Genomic DNA, 23,056 nt, shown 5'->3' with positions numbered 1-23,056 from the left:
CTACTTTATCCTCATAAGTACTTTCTTTAGATTTAAACAAAAAAACCAAGACTCACATCTTGGTTTTTTTTTGTTATATCTGCCACCTCTATTTTGTGCTCTATTTTTGAATTAAGACTTCGAAAATGATACGATTTTATCGTTTAAGTAAAATTACTTTATCGGCATCTGAACATTAAATGATTGCAAAACGCCTTTATCATCAACGATATCAGCAGCACATAACAAGGCGACTGGTTTTCCGTTTTCGATATACAATTGTGGTCTTTCTAGGTGCTCTAATTTTTGAACTGTGCCGTTTTCCCATTTAATTTCTAGCGTAGAAACCAAAGCGTTCTTAGATAATTTCCAATCAAAACCATCATTCGATTCGAATAAAACCAATCCCCTACCCGCTGTAGTAAAAGCGCCGTGCATATCTTTGAGAATGGCTCTGTATTTTCCATTTTGATACCAGATAAAAGGGTCTTCGGCAGGAAAATCATATCCTTCAGCAACAAAAACTGGTTTGTCATATTTTACAAAAGGACCTGTTGGCGTTTTGGATGTAGCTATGCAATGCACTACGGGACCTCCCATAATCCCGGGTTTCTTTTTCCCAACTGCTTTGTATACCATCAAATAGGTTCCGTCGGGTCTTTGCGTAATAGACGGATTACTAACCATCAAGGCATCAAGTGCATCAGTATTTGGACTGACATCGATAATAGGTTTGTCAAAGCGTTTCCATGGCCCATTGGGATTATCGGCTACAGCCACACCAATGCGTTGGTTATTCCGGTGTGTCGGATTTAATTTATTGCCCATTGCAACACCATCGCCCGTGTTACCCATATAATACAAATAATACTTGCCATTATACTCGTGTACGGTTGGATTGTGCGTGCATAAACCATCCCAATATTGAGCTCCGCGAATAGGCAGTGCCACATCTTTAGGCTCGAATGGCCCAAATGGACTTTTGGAAACCGCATGCGCAATCTCGGAATGCGTGACCCAAGCCCAACCCAAATTTTTATCCCAACGAGAATAATACATATGGTACAAACCATCTTTGCCTTTAACAATTGAAGCTCCCCAAATACTTTTGATTTCGCTTTCAAACTTTGCGGTTAGCGGAACGGGTTTGAAATTTAATTTAAAATCGGTTTCTTGTTTTTGGGATTTACAAGAAAGTAATGTTCCAATCACCATTAGGAGTATCAAATACTTTTTCATTATATGCTATTTATTATTATTTTTGAAAAAAACCATATTCTATTTAAAATGTAAGCTAGTATTCGAGCCATTCTTTGTAGATTTCTTTTAACTGATAATAAGCCTCTTTTCTGTTGCGTTTTTCATCTACAATTCCCCATTCTCTAAAACCAGATGCGGGAGTACCTTTGTAATTACTGCGATAATCGTTATAACTCCAAATAGAAACTCCAGTTACATATGGGAACTTTTTTAACGCTCGCAAATACCCCACAAGTACGTCACTCAATTTACCATCGGGCGCAGGGCCTATTTGTTTTAAACCAATTTCTGAAACAAAAATAGGCTTGTTTGGAAATTTTTGATGTGTGGCTTGAACATCTTCAATAGCGTTTCCGTAACTATTCATCGAAATAAAATCAACTTTTTCATAAGGTTCTGTTCCTATTTCACCCTTTCTATAAGAAGTAATGGTTACATAAGTCTTCAATCGAGTGGGGTCTAGTATACCTACGTAATCTAGCATGGAATTCACATAGTTGTACTGTTGATTTGTTAAAGCTTTGTCTTTCCAATCTGTATCAGGTTCCCGAAGTTCATTCCCTACACTCCAAGCCACAACACTAGGATGATTAAAATCGCTATCGATCATTTCCTCCAGCCACTTTTTGGTCACCGGATTGTCTGCAAAAGACTGAGGGTCATTGTCTCCCCAAACTGGAATTTCTTCGACTACCAAAAAACCGATACTATCACAGAATTTGAGAATATTTTTTGAAAGTGGCGCATGCATCAATCGAGCAAAATTGCAACCTAAAGATTTAATGTCCAGCAAATCTTTTTTAATCAAATGATAAGGCTCGGTATTTCCATAATCAGGATGGTCATGCACCCGATTGACACCATTCATTCGAACTGCCTGATTGTTTAAAAAAAATTGTTCACCACGAACTTCAAATTTTCTAATCCCAAATTTATCGAAAACCGTATCGAAAACTTTTCCATTCACAACTATCTCACTACTTAAATCATACAACACAGGAGCATTAAAATGCCATAATTTGTAATTAGTAATTTCGTCTTCAAACTCTAGTGTTTTGATGGCTGTTGTGTTTGGAGCCACAATAATCGTAGTCGAATGTTTACTAATTCCTTTTATTTGGGATTGAATGAGCGCCTCTTTTTTAGTATTCCCATTATTTTCAACCTTATATTTAATGGTGAAATGAACTTTATTGGTTGCGAAATCAGGAACTGCAGCAATGTGTTGGTAAACTAACCTTAAATCTTCATTAGCCTCTAGCACAACATCACGACTAATGCCTCCCCAAGGCCACCAAGCACCCTGTTTATAAGTGTTATCCGCCATTACAACCACCGAGTTTGACAATCCAATTTTGATTAAATCAGAAATATTATATTCAAATGGTGTGTAGCCGCCTTGGTGTTTTCCAACTAATGTACCATTAATCCAAACTTTTGACGTTTCGTAAACTGCATCAAACTTTATGCGGATTTGTTTGTTTTTCCAATTTTCTATAATGTTAAAAGTGCGATGATAATACCCTTTCCCAACATAGTCCGAATAACGCTTTTGTACATCCCAATTCCCAGGAACAAGCAGTTTGTCCCAGGTTGAATAATCTGCAACTAAAACATCCTTTTCAGGCACTTCATTGGATGCCAAAAAATCCCATTTGCCGTTTAAGGACAAGTCAGTACTAGTATAAGCTGCTGTAGTTTTATTTTGGGATTGACAAGACAAAAGCACAAAAACTAAAAAGGTTAATACAATTTTATTCATCTAATTTATATTTGGTTACAGTAGACAAGATCAATGGTATCTCTTTACAGTTAAATTCTATCAGTCTATGATTTTACAAAAATGCATTAAAGTTTACTACTTTATTTTTTCATAGGATGAAAATGAAACCAGTCCACTTCACAAGAAGAATTTGTAATTTGGTCTTCTCGAATAGCTGTTTTCCCATAAGTAAAAAACAAAGTTCCTAAATACCAATACAGTGGTTTAACAGCGTATTTTGGAACAGTGCGTAATGTTGGTGGAGTATCATCAGTTGTAAACGTCACTTTATTTCCGATTTCAACCCATTGATTTCCGTCTAGCATCCACATTTGCATATAGTCTGGATGGTATTCCATTCCCAACGTTTGCCATTGATCAAACCCTTTTATTCCAATTACTTCTCCTTTATAACTATCTTTATGACCATCAATCATTATCGCTTTTTTCCAACCAAAATCCCTTCCGATAGGGTCATTTACTTTTATTCTCTTTTTTAGAGAGTCGTTCCAAATATAGCATGGTGCGTCAGTGCTCCAATCGGTAGCTTCTTCGCCGCCGGTAGAAAATTCCATTACGTCAATTTCCATCCAACTATCTCCATTACCATTAGTTCCCGGTACTTTATTGCCTCTGGTATCATCCAATGAACCCCAGAAAGAAGGATGCCAAGCATTTCTTTTGTTTTCGTAAATTCCTGTAGTTTTCCATTTAAAAGCATAAAAACCATATTGAAAATAATTATTAGAAATAATTGCTCCCCCTTTTTTTAGCTCTTTATGACCGTAACAAATAAGCGAACCGTCTTTTTCTTGAACAAAATTTGCTCCTTGTCCCAAACCTTCTTTGGTTGATTCTCTATAATGCCATTTATTAGTATCAAAAGAATTTTCTTTTCTATTGCCATTAAATTCATCCGAATACTTAGCATCGGCTTTGGCATTATAAATTGACTTAAGCTCGTTTGGAATATCTTGCGCTATTGCTGTTACTGATATAAAAGCAAACACTAATCCTATTTTTTGTTGAAATTTCATTTTTGTGGTATGTTTTAAATTAGAACATCCTAATCTATTCAGTATGTTCTATTTTCTATGTTCTATTTTCTATGTTCTATTTTCTGTGTTCTATTTTCTTTTCTGTCTTCTCTCTTCTCTATTACCTCTTAACTTTATTTTTTCAAAATTCTTTCCATCTGTTTTTTACTCAAACCTTGACTAAAATAAACCTCTGGAGCTAATAAAGGAGCTGTTTTTTTCATATCAGGATCATCAACATCCAAACTCAAATCACAATCAAAACGACCTAGAATCGTATGCGATTTACCTTTACCGCCTGCATTAACAAAATGTTCTAGTCCCCAAGTGATTCCTCTTCCATTTTTAGTATCTGTAAAAGCATCCGGAATAAAAGGTCCTGCAGCGGTTGGCATCATTGAAGAAATTGCGGCTATTTCAAAATTTACCCAGTCTTTAGCGTACTGAATTGTGTTGTGTTCATTTCCATCTTGTGTCGTTAAGGCAGCAATTCCTTCCTCAAACGGAAATAGAGAAACCTCATGACCGGAATTCAAAACCGGATTCAAAGCATGTTTTTTGAATGGTCCAAGAGGATTTTCCGCTATTGCCAAACCCCCTGCTACCCAAAGATTATTGGGTCTATTAAAAGCTGATTTGTAATACACATATATTTTGCCGTCGTGTACAAACGGATTAGGATCGTGAATGGCAAACTGATCCCATTCTCCTTCTTTTCCATTTTCGATAATAGCGCCTTCGGCAGCTGTCCACGGACCATCAGGCGAATCAGCATAAGAGGCAGCAACTGGGCAGTAATCCCCTTTTTTTCCGCTGGCTTCCATAAAACCTTGGTAATACAAATAGTATTTTCCTTTAAATTTCAAAATATCAGCAGTTGCTACCGAACGCCAACCTACTTGAGGTTTTGCAGGTCTTTTTATGGCTACTCCTTGTTCTTTCCAAGTAAATCCGTCCTCGCTGGTAGCGTACCAAATTTCGCTCAAATCCCAGTCGGTTGAAGGAATGGTTTCTGTGCTTGCATCTGCTCCCATAGGCGGTGTTGGTGTCTCTCGATGCGTGTACCATACATAGTATTTTCCGTTTTCAAAAATAACTTTTGAAGGATCTCTACGCGAAATGGTTCCATCGCCATTGTGATAATCAAAACCTTTTAGAGGAGTGTGTTTGAATGCGGAGAACAATTCATTGGCAGCAGGTCTCGGTCCCATATAATTTGTAAACGCTCTTTTCATAGCGCTGCTCATTTCTCTTTTTTCGCTTTCTTTGGTTACCGTATAAGGGAAACCACCTTGCTTATCAGCAATTTTCGAAAGGTCTTTTTGAGCAGTACATCCTACTGTAGATAGAAATAAACACCCAAAACCAAGGCTAGTTAGTAGAATATTTGACTTGGTGATTCGTATTCTGCAATTCATAATAAACATATTTTTACGTTTTTAAATAATGAAAGTTACTAGTTTACTAATAGTTCTTTCTCCCATTTTTTTACTATTTGTTCATAAGTTGCATCTACTTTTAAACCTAAATTTTCCTCCATAAGTCCTTTTTTATAATACTTTACAGAAGATTCCATTGCTTCTTTTTCTGTAGCCGCATTTTCTTGTATCCTATTTTTTTCAAAAAACACCATGTCTTTTTGAAGTTTTGACAATAGGACAGATTTAATCTTTTGATGCTTAGCGGAATTTTCTAAATTATTAAATTCCATTGGATCCTTTTTTAAATCAAAAAGTTCGACTTCTGGTTTTGTGTCAGCCATAAATTGATTAAAGGGAGCTTTTAATTCTCCTTTTTCATATAAATAGTGATACAAAGCAAAAGCAGGATATTCCAATTTTTTATAACTTGTAAGTTGCATCCAGGATCTGTCTGGGGTTCTGTTCCAAATTAGCTTGTATCTTCCGTCTGTAATACTTCGCATATTTTCTATGGCATCTCCTGTTCTATCTCTAAAACCATAAACATATTTACGTTTACTTGAGTTTTTACCTAAAAAAATATTTCCTTGAATATGTTTTGGAACCTCAATATTCGATAATGCCAAAGAGGTGGCAGTAACATCAATCAAGCTCACCACTTGTTGGTCTATTTTTCCTGCTTTCAATAATTTTGGATAACGAACAATCAAGGGAACCTTTAAACCGCCCTCATATAAAAATTGTTTGTCTCGTAAATGAGGTCTTCCATTATCTCCAAAAAAGAAAATGATGGTATTTTCTAGCAATCCGTCTTTCTCTAGTCTTTCCATTATTTCACCTACTTGACGATCGGCGTCTTGAATACTTTCTAGATACAAAGCCCAATCTGCTTTTAATAATGGATAATCAGGGTAGCAAGCGGGTAGCGTAACACTTTTGGGGTCAATAGGATTTTTTAAATCTCTAACAAATGGCCGATGGGGCTGCTTAATTTGAATTTGTGCAAAAAAAGCTTGCCCTTTTGCTCTTTGTCTCCAATCTGTTCCATCAAATAAATTTTTATTCAAAAAATTAAAATCTTCCTTCCCTTTTTTATTCAAATCGGCTGAACTTCCATTAGAACAGAAATAGCCTGCATTTTTAAAATAGGTCGTGATTGGTTCGATTCCATCTGGCAACATCGTCATGTTTATCGTTCTGTGATCTTGACAATTAATAGCTGGTGGATACATTCCTGTTATCATTGACGAACGACTCGTTGAGCATACGGGCGCCGTAGCATAGGCATTTTTATAAAGAGCTCCTTGTTTTGCTAATTGGTCAATATGAGGCGTTTTTACATCTTTATTACCGTAACAACCAAGTTCTACCCCTAAATCATCTGAATTAATCCATAAAATATTAGGTCTATTTTGAGCAAATGAAATGGCTGAAATGAAAATTAAAAATGTTACAAATTTAGTTTTCATAATTGCTCTTTTTTAATAATTAGCGGAATTTGAATATTAAAGGATTGCCTTACTTTGTTGACAATCGTGTCTGCAGCACAAAGCAACGCTACTGCTTTTCCGTTTTCAAAAAACACTTGTGGTCTTTCCAAATGAGTAAATTGCTGTACGCGACCATCTTCCCACTGCACTATGCGTTCTGATATTTCATGGTATTTTGAAGGTACCCAATCAAAACCATCTTTAGATTCGTATTGCACCAAGGAGAATACCCTTTTTTTATCAATTTCTTTAATACGTTTTACGATTGCTCTGTATTTGCCATCTTGAAACCAAATATAAGGGTCTTCGGCAGGGAAACGTTCCCCTTTAATTTCAAACGCTAATTTTTCTCTCTTTACAAATGGACCCGTAGGTGAGTCAGCAATGGCTACACAATGCACGACTGGACCACCATTTGGCAATGGATATTTTTTCCCAACTCCTTTATAAACAATCAAATATTTCCCTTCTGGCGTTTGACAAACAGACGGATTTGATGTTACTAAAGCATCGTGGGCATTGTCATCTTTCGACACATCAACAACGGGTTTGTCAAAACGTTTCCATGGCCCAGACGGACTGTCTGCAACCGCAACTCCTATTCTTTGATTATTACGATGTACCCAATTCAACTGTTCTTTCTCTGGTGTTCCATCAATTTTCAAATCACCCGTATTTCCCATATAATAGAGATAGTACTTTCCGTTGAATTTATGAACCGTTGGATTATGAGTACACAATCCGTCCCAATATTCGGCTCCTCGCACCTTCAAAGCAACATCTTTGAATTTGAATGGTCCAAAAGGAGAATCAGAAACAGCATGAGCAATCTCGGAATGCGAAACCCAAATCCATCCTGGTGCTTTTGGCCAACGAGAATAAAACATATGATACAAATTATCTTCCCCTTTGACTAGTGAACCTCCCCAGATACTCATTCCTTCTTCTGAAAAAACTGATTTTTTTGCTACTTTTCCAAACTCAATTTTAAAATCATTTCCTCCAACATTGGCGGCCGATTTTTTAGATTTTTGAGCGCAAGACTGTAATATTAAAAGTGCTATTACAAGAATTTTTATATATTTCATAACTACTATTTTTTTGCTTTTATTATATTCGACCAATTACTTTCTCCTGTTTTTAAAACACTTTTTATTTGAAAATAAATGACCTTTTCGTCTTTCAAATCAATCGAAAGCATTCCTTTTACATTGGTAACAAAATTTTTGTTCAACAATTTTTCTGTTGCGCCGTAACGCACTTTGTATTGTAACTCGTCTTTAGTTGTTGCGTATCCAATCACCAACTTTTGATCCGCAATAAAAGCATCGTACACCAGCGGTGGCAATGCAATTCCGTTTGGAGTTGCTATTACTTTTATCGAAGGTTTGCTTTCTCCTTTGTCATTAAAAGCAGTCAAAATCAATGAAACAGATTGGTTGTTTACCAATTGAGGAACATCAATATAATCGGCAATCGTTTTTGGTGTTTTTACCAATTGATTGACACTATTTAGATAACTAATTTGGTATTCTGTAGCTCCTGCAACTTTATCAAATAACACACGAACCGATTGGTTTCCGGCAATTACCTCCTTAATCGCTGGTGGATTTGGAACTTGAAACGAAAGTGTTTTTTCGAAACGATTGATGCCTATGCTGTTTTCTAAATTTAGGGTTAAACTCATTGGTTTGGCTGCCAATTTTGTCCATTGAATTCTGCCTTTCCAAAGTCCGTCTTGTGGATGGATTGTTGGTAAATTCATCTCATTTTTCGAAATAATTAAACCATTCGCGTCTTTAAAAATCCACACCAATTTATAATTTTTCAAACTAAAACTAGGATAATCTGCCAGTCCACGAATCGGAACAATCACTTGTGCTTCTTTTTTATCAAAATCGATTCCCTCAACCTGAATGTCTTTTATGGGACTCAATTCTTTTTTTACTCTATCAAAAAGTCGGCGTTTTTGTCTCCAAGAATTGATGACTCCCCACACCCTATTTTCCTCATCGGATGTTCCGGCATAACCCGAACGATAATCGTTGAATGTCCATAACGAAGTGCCAATTACAAAAGGATTTTTATTTCGAAAATTATCATGCCAGTCCGAAAGTATTTCTTTATCCTCATCTAAAGAAGGCGTTTGAAAAGGGTCAAACCCATACTCTGAAATAAAAATGGGTTTGTTGGGCCATTTTTTTCTAATTATATCCAAAATATCTTGTGGTTTCCCCTGCCATTGGTACATATTGTGCATAATAATATCGGCAAAAGTATTGGGGTCTGTTTCTGGCGTAGCCGAATCTTTCTGTCCTGTATTGCTCACACAAGTCACCAAACGGTACGGGTCCAATTCGGTTTTAACATATTCCATCATTTTTCGACCGTAATCATAATGATTTTTGAGTTCGTTACCCACGCTCCAACCAATAATACTCGGATGATTAATGTCTCGATTCACCATCGCTTTTATCCATTCTTTGGGATAAGGGTCGAAAATTGGCGCATTAAATTCTGGATTTGATAATTCCCTCACATTCACTTCTTCAAAAAGTAAAATCCCCATTTTATCGCACAAATCTATCAAGCGCTCGTTTTGTGTACCGTGCATGATGCGCATAAAATTGCCACCCGCTTCTTTCATTAATTTCATGTCCTGCTCTAACAATTCTTGCGGTTCTGAACTTCCCCAAAAACGGTGCTCACTCACTCTATTAAAACCGCCTAATCGAATGGGTTCGCCATTCAAAAGCAATTGGGAATCATTGATTTCGATTTTTCTAATCCCAAACGTATTGGTTTGATTGTCCAATTGCTGTTTGTTTTCGCTGATAGTCGTTTGAATCTGATACAAATTTGGCGAATCAAAATGCCACAGTTTTACATCTTCAGGTTTAAGTGTTGTTTCTAGATTTATTTCTTGTATCGAATGGGCCAAAACAGCAAGATTCCCATTCATTTCTGCCACTTTTTTGATATCCAAAATAGCAGAATTGATTTGAATGTTTTCTGTTACCCCTGAATTATTTTCGACTCTCAATCTCAATTTCAAAAGTGCTGTTCCGGTTTTTAAATTCGGTTCTGCATGTATGTATTGCTGCGTGATTCGAACAGCATTATTTTTAACTACCGCCACTTCTCTGATAATTCCGCCCCAGTTCCAAGTAGCGCCAACGAGAAAATTATTATCCACTTCGACCGCCAGAACGTTTGTTTTTCCTGCTAAAACCTTATCGGTTATATCCAACTCAAATGGCGAAAAGCCGCCTTGATGTTCTCCCACAAATTTTCCGTTGAGATATACTTTGGCAACATGATACACGGCTTCAAACTGCAAACGTACTTTTTCGTTCGCATTTATTTTCCAGTTCACAGGCAAGTTAAACGTCTTGCGATACCAACCTTTACCCACATAATTAGAAAAATTATTTAGCATTCCCCAATGTCCTGGCACTTTCAAACGATTCCATTTGGAATCATTAAATTGTGGCAAATACACTTGATTGGGAAGATTTTTAGCATTCGAAAAAACAGCGTCAGAAATGGGTCTGAATAGCACCGCATCTGCAGAAACACCTCCTTCATCTTTAGCCGAAATTTCGACAAAATTATCTTTGGATGCGTTAAAAGTATAAATTCCCAAGCTTATCCATTGGTCACCACGACTACGCTGATTGGCATAAGTAGCTACTTTTCCATCGGCATGTTGCACGGTAAATTGCGTTGTCAAATTGGTTTCGAATGGAAAACGAACAAATGCCTCAAAATTGCCTTTTTTCGAAATTTTAGGTCGAAAACGAACGTAATTGTCCGCTTCTTCTCCTGATTTGTAGGTTCGCTGTAAAAAATCTGTTTTATAAAAAGTAGCTCCTTTTGTACCTACTTTTTTTAGATTCCATTTGCCTTTTATTGCTACAAAATCAGCATCGGCATTATCCACAATTATATCCGTTGGTTCTTCCTTCACTTGGAGTGAATTGGAACCTTGACCTTCAATGGCATAAAATTTCCAATCGCCGTTTAACGAAAACTTGTTTTCGGTTACTTTTTGCGCATTCACACCCAAAAAACAAAAAACAGCAATTGATAATAGTATCTTATTCATAATTTTTTTATCTAAATCTTATTGGCAAAACAATTCAAAAACCGAAACAGGAACGGTTGCATGCGCTTGTTCCAATTCAATTAAAAATCCTTTGGTTTTAAAATTGGCATCGAATGTAAAACTGTTGATGGCTTGGTAATTATTTTTCTTTTCGAATAAAATAGTACCATCCAAATTTTTTATGGTGTAATTACGAACACAAAACGGAACCACATCTTCCGGATGCCCCATCAAAGTTGACTCCATCGGATGGTCATAATCTGGGTCTAGGAAAAGTTTTAGTTCGCTTACTTCTTTTTCAACCTCCCAGGCTATCTTTAAACTTGGATTCTTGTCGTTTAGTGCAGCCATCCACGCATTTGCCGCACCATAGGGACGTACAAAACCGTTGGTCAAATTGTCCGTAGCAAAATCGGTCAAGGCTGGACTGATTTCCATCGCAATATTTTGTCCTTTTGGTCTTCTAAACGGAATCCAAAATTCGAATGCATCTATTCCAACATCCTCTGGTGGCGTTTGTTTTCCGGTATTGTTTACGGCTTTATTTTGACCATTAAAGACTGATAAAATTCCGGTATAACGACTATTACTCGATTGAAGACTTACGTTTTCATTCGATAAAAAAGTAACAAAAGCATATTGATTTTCGCTAGTGCTCGCTTCAAAATCAATTACAATAAATTGTTCTCCTTCATGAAGTTCAATTTCTTTAGTTTCTAAAATAGTATCAGGCGTATAATTTTTCGACTTAGAAGCCGTACGCAATTGTACCGTAATTTGTGTCGCTTGTTTCGCTTTCGCAAAAAATTTAAAGCTATATTTTATATTGGCTTTCAAAGGTAATAGTTGAGCAACGGCAACTTCTAGAGAGGTCCATTCTCCATCAAAATCAATGGTATTTAATGCCAAAGTCGAAGAAGCGGTTACGTTTGCCTCAGCAATTAAATTCAAATTTTCATCAATAGCAATTCCTGGAATACTTTGCCCATTGATGCTTAAAGTTTGTTGCAATTGTTTTAAATTTTCTTTTTCTAACAATTGTAATGGCGCACTATTTTGTTTGATGGCTTGTGCGGCTGCAAACCCAACTGCTTGTCCCATATGTGCGCAAGTTGCCATCACTCGAGTAGAACCAAAAGCTACGTGAGTGGCACTGATGATGCGGCCTGCCAAGAACAAATTATCAATATTTTTACTAACCATCGTGCTCAGTGGAATATGATAAACCCCCTTGGAATGGTATTGCGTACAACCCGGACGACTATCATACACCCCATCTGAAGGGTGTAAATCGACTGCCCAGCCACCAAAGGAAACGGCATCCTCAAACTCATTTTGTTCAATTATATCTTGTTGTTTAATCATATACTGTCCTTCAAAACGGCGGCTTTCTCTCTTTCCTGGTATCGTTCCTACCCATTCTAAAGTTAAGTTTTCGGCATCCGGAAATTCACCTGAGTTTTTGATATAATCCCAAACTCCGTACACAACTTTCCATAATTCCCATTTAATATCTTCCGATTCGTGAATGGTATCTTTTCGTCCGCCGTACTCCAACCACCACAAACGACAACCAAAATCTTTATCGCTCAGTGATTTGTAACGTGGAATTTCGGTGATGTCTTTTAAGGCAAATTCTGGCGCTACATATTTAACTGGCGCTCCCGAATCTTTACTATAAAAGTAGATTGTATGTCCTAACAATTCTCCATACGATTGATCAGGAGCAAAAAGCTCTCCAAATTCTTCTTTGGTTTCTGCACCCATTCTAAAAGCGGCTCCAGCTTGAAACCCAACGATTCCGTCACCAGAAGCATCACAAAACAGTTTCGCTTCCAAAATATAAGTTGTCGAGTTTTGGCTGCAGAAGGCATGCACTTTACTAATAGTAGTAGGAGCTGATTTTTCAACTTCATAAACAGAAGTGTTTAGCAACAGTTTAATGTTTTTTTCATTCGTTACTTTCTCAAGTAAAACGGTGTCAAAAATAAGTGCGTTTCCTTCTTTATTTCGATATAAATTTTCGACTAAAATTTCGTCAATAATTCCACCTTCTCTTGCCCAACGGTTGTTGTTTCCCATGTGCGAAGTTGCTCCCAAAGTCCACAAACGCACTTCACTAGAAGCGTTACCGCCTAAAACAGGACGATCTTGTACTAAGGTTACTTTTATCCCGTCACGAGCGGCAGCAATAGCAGCACACACACCCGCAAGTCCGCCTCCTACCACCACCAAATCGGATTGTGTGATTACTGTTTTGTTTTTTCTGGCAATCTGGCTAAAATTTTCTTGTAACATTGTACTCGTATTAAAAGTTTTTTTAAGTCTTATTTTTTTGTTTATTCTTTATTTTTAAATACTACAAAAGCACCTAAAAGCGAGACAACAACGCCCATAGCAGTGACTATCAAAGCACCATGCGCAGCGATGATACCCAAAACTAGTATCATAACCCCTGTTAGTCCAACACCTATTCCAATCACGCGTCCTCCTTTTTTATTACTCCCATCCGAAGCATCGTCGTAGACATTTTCGCCAACATTCATTTTTTCGATATACAAATCATAAGAAGAATTGGATTGCTTACTGAAGTAAAAATAACATTCAGACAACAACATCAAAGTCATGGGTACGCTCACGCCAACTATCATTTCCATACTACGACTCAAGGCCAAATCGATTAATTGAGGTGCTATAAATTTGAAAAAACCAGTGATAGACAAAGACAAAACAGTCACTGATAGCATACTTGTACCTGTTTGTTTTTTTGAGAAAATGGTCCACAAAGGTGGTAAAAACATCGCGCCACCAGTAACGGCAGCCAAGCTCAAAACAAAGTTGACCACACCGCCCAATAACGGAACGACTAAAGCCACACCGATGGTAATCAATCCTAAAACCACGGTCGATAATTTCCCCACACGCATGAGTTCAACATCATTTGCTTCGGGTTTAAAGTGTTTGTATAAGTCGTTGGTAAAGACACCTGCGGCAATATTTAAAGTTGTGTTTACAGAACTAGAGGTTGCAAAAATCATCCCAACGAGCATTAAACCTAACATTCCGGCTGGCAAAACTTCTTTGCACATCAATAAATAAGCACCTTCTGATTCTATTCCCACTAAATTAGGGTTTACAACATGATAAATCATTGGTGGCAACATCCATAATAATGGACTCACAGTATATAATGCTCCGAACAACCAACCTACTTTTTGTGCATCTTTTGGAGTAGCCACCGAAGTATAACGCTGTACATAAGCCCAATTCCCTGCAAGAAAGAATAAATTGTAAAATCCAAAAGCAATGATAAAAGAAAGCGAATATTCCTGGTTTAATAGGTCAAAAAAGTGTTCTGGAGATTTTTCGATAAAAGTACTTACTCCTCCAATTTTATCAAAAGCTAGCGGTACAATAATTACTACTACTGCTGTCAAAACCACAAATTGTAACACATCTGTCACAATTACGGCCCATAATCCACCGACTGCGGTGTAGATTAATATTAAAATTCCCAAACTAATAATACTGGTCGTAATTGGGATTCCGGTGGAGACTTCTAGTATTTTGGCAACGGGATATAAAAAAGCACCGGTTGTAAATAACGATATTAGCAGAAATAAGTAAGTATATACTTTTTGGATTTTATACCCAAAACGATTGGTAATGTATTCGGCTACGGTCAATGAATTGGTTTTGCGCCATTGCGGTGCAATATACATACCGATGATAAAACCCGCAATGGCCATTGTCCATTGAATACTAACGGCCACCCAACCACTTTTGTAAGCGATAGAACCCCAAACGACAAAAGTTCCAGCAGAGAAAAAACTCATAAATAATGACAATCCACTCATCCACCATGGCAAAGCACCACCAGCAGCAAAGTAAGATTTCATGTTTTTACCTGTCTTAGAGAAGGCTAACCCACACATAAGTATTAAGAGGGAGAATAGTATTATTACCCAAATATCAATGTTTTTCATACTTTAAAAATTAATTTTTATTAAAAGTACCATAGATTTTAGAACTACAAATACTTTTTTCAAAAAGGAGTACCGAGAACGTTACCGAAATATAAATTAAGTTCCGAGAACGTTACCGAAAAATTTGTAACTTGCCCTTAATTTATTTATCATTCTATTTGAAATGTCAAATTAAGCCGTTATGAAATACATTACTATTAAAGATATTGCCAAAAAATTAAAGATTTCGGTTTCTACCGTCTCCCGAGCCTTCAATGACAAAGCCGATATTAATGCTGCAACCAAAGATTTGGTCTTGAAAACAGCCAAAGAACTTGGATACCGCCCCAACCCTATTGCCAAAAAGTTAATGCAACAACGTTCGTACACCATCGGAATTATTGTTCCCGAATTTGTGAATGCATTTTTTCCAAAAGTGATTATTGGTGTGCAAGAAATTGCTTTGGAGAAAGGCTACCAAGTGTTGATTGCCCAATCTAGTGAATGCTATGAAACCGAATTAAAAAACATAAAAACGCTGGAAGACAGCATGGTTGACGGACTGATTATTTCCCTTTCGAGCGAAAGTAAAAATACCGAATATTACCAAGACCTTATTCGGTCGGGATTTCCTATTGTGTTTTTTAATCGGGTGAACAATCAATTAAACTGTTCGAAAATACTATTTAACGATTATAAGTGGGCGTTATTTGCTACGGAACATTTAATCACAGAAGGCTACCAAAACATTGTCCATTTAAAAGGAAATGAAGGTATCTCATTATCGAATGAAAGAATGAGAGGTTTTATGGATGCGCATCACAAACACAAAAGGAGTGTTGACCCAACTCAAATTATCTCCACAGGATTTACCATTGCAGACGGCCGAAGAGTGGCCTTAGAAATTATTAAAAAGGGTACTATTCCCGATGCCATTTTTGCGGCCAATGATCCTGTTGCTATTGGTGCGATGCAAGCATTCAAAGAAAATGGTTTTAGAATTCCGGATGATATTGCTTTTGTAGGTTTTACCGAATCACAAATGGCGACAATTATAGAACCGCCATTGACCTCTGTTGCACAACCTGCAAACGAAATTGGGAAAGCTGCTGCCCAAATTTTATTAGAACAAATAGAAAGTAAAACCAGTTTTAAACCGCGAACAATTACTTTGAATGGGGAGCTGAATATTCGAGCTTCTTCTATTCGAAAAAAATAAGACATAAAAAAGGCGGCACATTTTGCAATGTAACCGCCTTTTCAAACTAACTCAAACTAAAAACAATTATGGTCTAACTTCTTTTTCAACCATTTTAAAGTCATCAAAATAAATTATTAGGTTACTAGTTTTAGCTGCATCAAGCAAACGTAAATACAATCCTGTTATTGTGGATGGCGGAATTTCGCCTGTTACGGTTACCCATTCTCCTTTTGGATATACTGACAAATCTACCCAAAGGTTTGCCCAAGCAGGAATATAAAACAACCCCATACTTTTTCCTACTGTGATTGATTCGGGAGTAATGAACATTTTCCAGGTTACAACATAATTTTTACCAGTTTGATTAACAATACTAGGAAAATTGGCTCCTCCTGGAGGAAGTGTAGCAATAGAAGCTTCTTTAAATCCAGGTGTCAAGGAAAGTTTAGCACTGTAAATACCCGAAAATGCTTTTTCTGATGTGATAGCTGCAGGTGCATCACTTGAATAATATTTCTTCCAAAAACCACCACCATCTTCAAAACCACTTAAAAATGGACTTAGTAAATTTACATTATGCATCTCAACAGGTACGTCTGTAAAAGGTGCTAATACTCGTTCATCTGCTGATTTAAGTGATGTTCCATTATAAGAAATAGTAATTACATCGGGACGATATATTTTTTGGGTTAATTTAAGATCTAAAATTGTTTGATCTACAGCATTTAATGTAATCGATGCAATTGCAAATGTGCTTCCATTTACTTTTACCGTAAAGTTGGCTTTGGGATCAAGAAATGGCGCAAACTCACCAGCAAAAGGAATCTGAATTGTTTCATTTGCTTGCTCTTTTACAGCTCCACTTATAATAAAAGGTTTATTAGATTTTGTAACTTTAATAGGACGGCTTATGGTAACCGTTTTCGCAGCACCAGGGACATATTGAGCAGAACGTGTAACATTGACAAATGCTCTATAAACTCCTAATTTTTTAAAAACAATATCGACTTCTGCAAGTAAACTTGAAGCGATTACATCCGAAGCGGAAGCAGCAACTCCAGGTGCTAGAACTTTTTTGATATACCAATTGCGACCAGTTGGCTCGCCTTGTATCGTTAAGTCTGAGAAATGCAATTTATCTCCTGCTTCAACATAAATGGTATCTTTTCCAGTTAGATTTAATGCTATATCGTTTTGTTTTACTTGAATTATAGGAGAAATACTGTCATAAACTTTTACCATAAAAGTAGTATCAATTGCCCATCTATTCTCTGCGATTTTTACAGAACCTTTAAAATAGTTCACCCCATTAGTATTACCTCTAAAAGTAACAGAGTCTTTGAATACATTATAAAGACGAACTTTACTAATACCTGCCTTATTAAACTGCAAAATAACAGTTTTTTCTGCCGTAAGTGTTTGCCCATTGTTAATTACTGTAAAAACGCTGTCCTTTACTTTAATAGGGCCTTGAAGAAAATTAACTCCTTCGTCAATAGACCAACTATGTTCATTTGCCCCCTGTGACAGGTCGGTAAACGTCATGTATTTATTTAAAGCTACATTTAGGGTTTTTATAGTCCCCGCACTATTATAAAAAGCAATATCACTTAGTGAATTTGGTGCTTCGTATTCTGTCTGACATCCGTAAAAGATACCAGATAATACCAGTCCGATTATTATTAATTTATTTTTCATCTTATTTATTTTTTAAGTCTCGTTTATTTTGTAATTCCATTTTTTGAGATTATTTACCCGTAATATCATACAATGTTGGATTAGTTATAATTTCACCATTTGGTAATGGGAAATAAGCATGAGCAGCTGCGTTATAATTTTTAGCCGCTTGTTCAAACTCATTCAAGACTGTATTTACTAATGGATCTGTTGGTGCAACTTCAACAAATATTGACGACCATCTTGTCGTTTTCTGTAACGTTAAAGGAACTAATTTTACAACGGTGTAAACATCAAAGTTTAACGCTTTGTATCTTTTAGCAGCTAGTGCTTTAAAACGATCCGCTTTTCCTGTAGGTCCATCCCATCTTCTTAAATCTATATTTCTTTCACAACCATAACCTTCAGCAGATAATTCAAGTGGATATTCTTTGTATCTTAAATGCTTTTTCAACGTTTCTTTGGTATAAACAATATTGTCATGATCGTTAGTTGGATATTCTCCAGAACCTATTGCTCCCAATAATTGTACTCCTGATCGTTTTCTAACCTTGTTAATTTGAGCCAAAGCACCATCTGTATCTCCTAATTCTAATAAACATTCTGCATATTGCAAATGAATACCACCTAATCTTATTAGTCTTTCATTTACTGCAGAGCGAACTTTACCTGGTGACAAAATATTTTCACCTTTGGTAATGTCCCAATTGGTGTGTTTTCTCCAAAAAGTAGTCATAAAAACATTAAAAGTTGCTCCTTGACCTGTTTCTTCACTTAGATAATAGGGCATATCAATATCATCAACAACTGCTACTGACCAAGAAGTACGTAAACTAAATTTTCTTAAACGTTTATTTCCAGTTGTTTTATCTGTAACATAATTTCTATCGTCTTGCGTGTCCATTACCTCATTTCTATATTCTTGGATCAACCAGTTAGCTACAACTGCTCCAAAATAAGTTCCAGAAGCTCCAGTAAATTGTAATTGTAATGCTCCAGAACTCGCTACGTCTCTACTATCATAATTATTGTAATTATCTGTATAACCTGTTGCATAGGATATTTCAAGAATAGATTCATCATTCAACTCATCCATAGTTGTAAAGTTACTACCAATATTTGGCATTAATTTATAACCATAATTCTCAATAACTCTTTTAAAATAAGGAGCTGCGTCTTTATAATTATTTTCATATAAATACGTTTGACCAATTAAAGCTTCCGCTGCACCTGCAGATGCTCTTCCTTTGTCTTTTCCTGTCCAATTAGCGGGTAAATTAGCCGCTGCATAAAGTAGGTCATCTAAAAAGAATTTTTTCACCGTTTCTGCGCTCTGTAATGGTTTAGAAAAATCAGCTTCATTTTCTGGTATATTTTCAAAAATTGGTAATTTACCACCATTAAAAGAGTGATAAAGAATAAAATAATGAAAACCTCTTAAAAAACGAGCTTGTGCTACGATTTTATTGGCTAAATCAATGTCTGCTGAAGAGGTAAGTATAGGGATAATTCTTGCGGCAGCAGTAATTACCTGATTAGCTCTAAAAATAGAGGTGTAATTCTGAGTCCATTTATCATTAATCGGATTTTCCGCATTGGTAAAAATTTGCTGATAATACGGATTGGTATTACTAGGTCTTGTATATCCGTTTGCATAAGCCAAATCTGTACGTGCCAATTCCTGTATAACAGCGTAGCATCTTGGATTTGCAAAAGACCAATAAGTGGCTGTTAATCCAGATTGCAAATCTTTGGTATCTTTCCAAAACAAATTTGTTGAAATATTGTTTGGATTAGATTCATCCAACCAGTCTTTTTGACAACTACTAACACTAAGGGTAAGCCCTACTGCTATCAATAGTTTTATGTATAAGTGTTTTTTCATTTTTTTCATTTTTAAGTTGGGTTATTTTAATCTAAAATTCAAACTGCATACCCGCAGTGAATTTTGAACTTTGTGGAATAGTACCTTTGTCGATACCACGTGTACTTAATCCATTATTGCCTACTTCAGGATCATATCCTTGGTATTTAGAAAATCTAAGTGGATTTTGAGCAGATACAAAAAAGCGTAATTTTGTCAAGCTCATTTTATCTATTACTTTTTTAGGTACCGTATATCCTAGAGAGACATTACGAAGCCTTACAAAAGTTCCGTCTTCTAACCAATAATCTGACCAACCTCTATAATTATTATGTAATGGTCCTCTGTCCGCAGGTATTTGAGATGTTTGGTTTTGCAAAGTCCATTGGTAAATTAAATCTTTATTATTGGAAGATTTATATCCTAACGCTTTACCTCCATTTATAATTTCAGCTCCAAAAGAACCATACCATTGCATAGAAAAATCAAAATCTTTGTAATTACCCGAATAGTTTAAACCTATTTCAAAATCTGGAGTTCCGCTTCCAGAGAAAACACGGTCATCATTATCTATTTTCCCATCACCATTGGAGTCTAAATAACGTAAATCTCCCGCTTTCGCAGTAGGTTCTAATTTTTGGTAATCAGCCAAATTATTTAAATTTACAATTCCATCGGTTTTCATTAAGAAAAAAGCACCTGCTACATAACCTTCAGCCAAGTAGGATACTTTATCCTGATCATTATCTTGTCCTGAAATAGTACTTCCGTCAAATGGTAACAACTTATTTGTTCCACTCATTTTGGTAACTTTATTGGTGTTTTTGGTGAAGTTGATTCCTAAATCATGTTTGAATTTTTTTCCAGTACGGTAGTTTAAAGCATATTCAATACCCGAATTTCTCATATTACCTACATTCAATACTACGTCACCGCCTAGACCAGCACCTGCAGATGGAGCCAATAAAACCGGAAACAACATATCTTTCTTTTCCGTTACATAAAAATCAGAAGTTAAGGTTAATTTATTATTAAAGAAAGCAAAATCAAAACCTAAGTTGGTAGATACAGAAGTCTCCCATTTTACATTTTTGTTTGCATATTGTGTTTGTGTTGCTCCTTGAATATAATTCTGATCGCTTCCTGTTCCAAAAACGTAATCATTGTTTAATACGATAACCGAATTGTATGAGTAATCACCAATACCTGAATTCCCAGTTGTTCCTCTACTCATTCTAGTTTTGAAAGTAGAAACATACTTTTTATACGGTTGGAAAAAATCTTCATCAGATACATTCCAACCCAATGAAGCTGATGGAAACCATTGGTAGTGTTGTGCATTAAATTTAGAAGAACCATCACGACGTGCACTCAAACTCAAAAGATATTTTCCTTTGTAATTGTATTGCATTCTACCCAAAGTACCAATTACTTTAGTATCTCTATCTTGAGTCCATTGATTACCTGCTCCTGTACCTGCATTTGCAAGACCGTTAGCAGTATTTAAAGTAGTATAATCATTATTTGCAAGGTCAAATTTTTCTGCATAAAATTCAGCATAAGTATATCTTTCTGCAGAATACACTCCAGTTAAACCTAAGCTGTGGTTTCCAAATTTTTTGTTGTAATTAAAAATGTGTTCCAAGGTTTGCTTTGTTGCTCTAGAACTTAAATTTTTGATTTTTGATTGTTGACTTGGTGCTAAGTTCCCTAGGTTGTCATAGGCGATAAATGCTGGATTAACTGTAATTCTAGTTGCATTATCAAAACTAACCGCTCCTCTAGCGGTATATTTGAAATTTTTACTAAAACTATATTCAGCACTTATGTTACCATCATAATAATCTCTGGCATTTTTATCAGTAGTTTGCAACTTATACCCTATATATGACAAACGACTTGATTCATTTGCATCTCCACCGGTATTTGCAATTGCAACCTGATCGGCTGTTACTTGTACACCATAAGGATTATATCGTACAGCATCTAGGATCAATCCCCATGGAGCATTTGTTGTATATTCATTCCTTGCAGACATACCTGTAGAGATTTTCCAATTACCTTTATTGTATTGGGTATTGGCTCTTACATTATAACGTTCAAAATTTGATTTAATTAAGGAACCTTCTTGACCAAAGTAACCTCCATTAATTGTATAAGACAAACCGTCTTTTCCTCCAGAAAGACTTAAATTATGACTTTGTATTGGAGCCAAATCATTTTCAATAACATCATAAAAATTACTATTGTTTGTTAATTGTGTTGGGTTGGCTTCAATTGTAGTCCACGAATTTCCAAATACAGTTCCACCTAAGTTATTTTTATTTATAAATTCAATATATAGTTTTTCTTCAACTGTTGGAACAGGCATATGTCTGTAATTACTTTGAACACCATAGTAACTATCTACTTTAACTTTCATTATTCCAATTTTTGGTTGCTTCGTAGTGATTAAAATTACACCTGCAGAACCCCTAGTTCCATAAATAGCAGCCGAAGCACCATCTTTCAAAACATCGATTGTTTCAATTTCGTTCATACTAATGTTTGGATTGATATCATAAGGAATACCATCAACAACGTATAAAGGTCTATTGCTTCCCAAAACAGAAGACAATCCACGAATTTGAACATTTGCCTCTGCTCCTGGATCTCCAGAACTTGATGTTACATTTACACCTGCAATCAAACCTTGTAAAGCAGAACCTAAATCGGATGTAGCTGATTTTGCAACGTCTTCTTGTTTCACACGAGTAACGGCACCTGTAACTTCTTTCTTTCTTTGCGTTCCGTATCCTACAATTACCACTTCGTCTAATGAAGAAACTTTGGAAACTAAATCTATATTGATAGTAGATTTATTACTTACCTTAAACTCTTTACCAACAAAACCGATATAACTAAATACTAATATATCGTTTGGTTTAACGTTAATGGAATAATTACCATCAAAATCTGCTACCGTTCCCGTAGTAGTTCCTTTAATAAGTACACTTACACCCGGTAATGGTAGTCCATCACCTGTGATTTTACCTTTTACATTTTGAAGCGTTTGTGCATTCATTACACAAAAGCTTAGAAGAAAAAACATTATTGGAAATGTTTTTTTCCAAAATCCATTCTTTTTTTTCATACAATAATTTTAATTGGTTTAATAATTTGATTTAAGTTGTTCTACTAATAATAATGCAACCTATGTTAGCTATTTTTATTGACTACATAATTAATATATCCCAAAATTACATATTCTATACAAAAACAACTCGTAAACCAACTTGATTAAAACTGTACA

Annotated in this window: 13 protein-coding genes; 1 reads left to right on the top strand and 12 read right to left on the bottom strand. The window is 35.9% G+C overall.

Features of this window, described 5'->3' with window-relative positions; all coding sequences use genetic code 11:
* Positions 1-153: 153 nt before the first annotated feature.
* The 9 genes from ABZP37_RS09675 to ABZP37_RS09635 all read right to left on the bottom strand — a co-directional run bounded on the left by ABZP37_RS09675 (position 154) and on the right by ABZP37_RS09635 (position 14,956).
* The gene (locus ABZP37_RS09675; RefSeq protein WP_366182550.1) at positions 154-1,218 is read right to left on the bottom strand and encodes a sucrase; all 1,065 of its coding nucleotides are present in this window, start codon (positions 1,216-1,218) and stop codon (positions 154-156) included.
* Between the two features lie 55 nt (positions 1,219-1,273).
* Positions 1,274-3,001 (bottom strand): glycoside hydrolase family 2 TIM barrel-domain containing protein, encoded by a 1,728-nt coding sequence (locus ABZP37_RS09670; protein WP_366182548.1) that lies wholly within the window; start codon positions 2,999-3,001, stop codon positions 1,274-1,276.
* A gap of 101 nt (positions 3,002-3,102) precedes the next feature.
* On the bottom strand, positions 3,103-4,038 hold the full coding sequence (locus tag ABZP37_RS09665) for a hypothetical protein (protein WP_366182547.1): 936 nt from the start codon (positions 4,036-4,038) through the stop codon (positions 3,103-3,105).
* A gap of 134 nt (positions 4,039-4,172) precedes the next feature.
* Positions 4,173-5,456 (bottom strand): family 43 glycosylhydrolase, encoded by a 1,284-nt coding sequence (locus tag ABZP37_RS09660; protein WP_366182545.1) that lies wholly within the window; start codon positions 5,454-5,456, stop codon positions 4,173-4,175.
* Between the two features lie 38 nt (positions 5,457-5,494).
* Positions 5,495-6,928: a sulfatase gene (locus ABZP37_RS09655; RefSeq protein WP_366182543.1), complete on the bottom strand. Its 1,434-nt coding sequence runs from the start codon at positions 6,926-6,928 to the stop codon at positions 5,495-5,497.
* Positions 6,925-8,037: a glycoside hydrolase family protein gene (locus ABZP37_RS09650; protein WP_366182541.1), complete on the bottom strand. Its 1,113-nt coding sequence runs from the start codon at positions 8,035-8,037 to the stop codon at positions 6,925-6,927. Before ABZP37_RS09650 ends, ABZP37_RS09655 begins: the two co-directional genes overlap by 4 nt.
* 5 nt (positions 8,038-8,042) lie before the next feature.
* Entirely contained in the window at positions 8,043-11,057 is a 3,015-nt protein-coding gene (locus ABZP37_RS09645) for a glycoside hydrolase family 2 TIM barrel-domain containing protein (RefSeq protein ID WP_366182539.1), read from the bottom strand.
* Between the two features lie 18 nt (positions 11,058-11,075).
* The gene (locus ABZP37_RS09640) at positions 11,076-13,355 is read right to left on the bottom strand and encodes an FAD-dependent oxidoreductase (protein WP_366182537.1); all 2,280 of its coding nucleotides are present in this window, start codon (positions 13,353-13,355) and stop codon (positions 11,076-11,078) included.
* A 41-nt stretch (positions 13,356-13,396) separates the two neighbouring features.
* Positions 13,397-14,956: a sodium:solute symporter family protein gene (locus ABZP37_RS09635; RefSeq protein WP_366182536.1), complete on the bottom strand. Its 1,560-nt coding sequence runs from the start codon at positions 14,954-14,956 to the stop codon at positions 13,397-13,399.
* A 268-nt stretch (positions 14,957-15,224) separates the two neighbouring features.
* On the opposite strand from ABZP37_RS09635, the gene ABZP37_RS09630 reads away from it, so the two are divergent.
* Positions 15,225-16,241: a LacI family DNA-binding transcriptional regulator gene (locus ABZP37_RS09630; RefSeq protein WP_366182534.1), complete on the top strand. Its 1,017-nt coding sequence runs from the start codon at positions 15,225-15,227 to the stop codon at positions 16,239-16,241.
* A 66-nt stretch (positions 16,242-16,307) separates the two neighbouring features.
* Here the strand turns inward: ABZP37_RS09630 and ABZP37_RS09625 are convergent, their stop codons facing one another.
* The 3 genes from ABZP37_RS09625 to ABZP37_RS09615 are packed head-to-tail and all read right to left on the bottom strand — an operon-like array spanning position 16,308 to position 22,897.
* Positions 16,308-17,921: a hypothetical protein gene (locus tag ABZP37_RS09625; RefSeq protein ID WP_366182532.1), complete on the bottom strand. Its 1,614-nt coding sequence runs from the start codon at positions 17,919-17,921 to the stop codon at positions 16,308-16,310.
* A gap of 49 nt (positions 17,922-17,970) precedes the next feature.
* Entirely contained in the window at positions 17,971-19,785 is a 1,815-nt protein-coding gene (locus ABZP37_RS09620; protein WP_366182530.1) for a RagB/SusD family nutrient uptake outer membrane protein, read from the bottom strand.
* Between the two features lie 31 nt (positions 19,786-19,816).
* Entirely contained in the window at positions 19,817-22,897 is a 3,081-nt protein-coding gene (locus tag ABZP37_RS09615; RefSeq protein WP_366182528.1) for a TonB-dependent receptor, read from the bottom strand.
* Positions 22,898-23,056: the final 159 nt, after the last annotated feature.

Source organism: Flavobacterium ovatum (assembly GCF_040703125.1).
In the GTDB taxonomy this organism is placed as follows: domain Bacteria; phylum Bacteroidota; class Bacteroidia; order Flavobacteriales; family Flavobacteriaceae; genus Flavobacterium; species Flavobacterium ovatum.
This window is presented reverse-complemented; position numbering and strand designations above follow the sequence as displayed.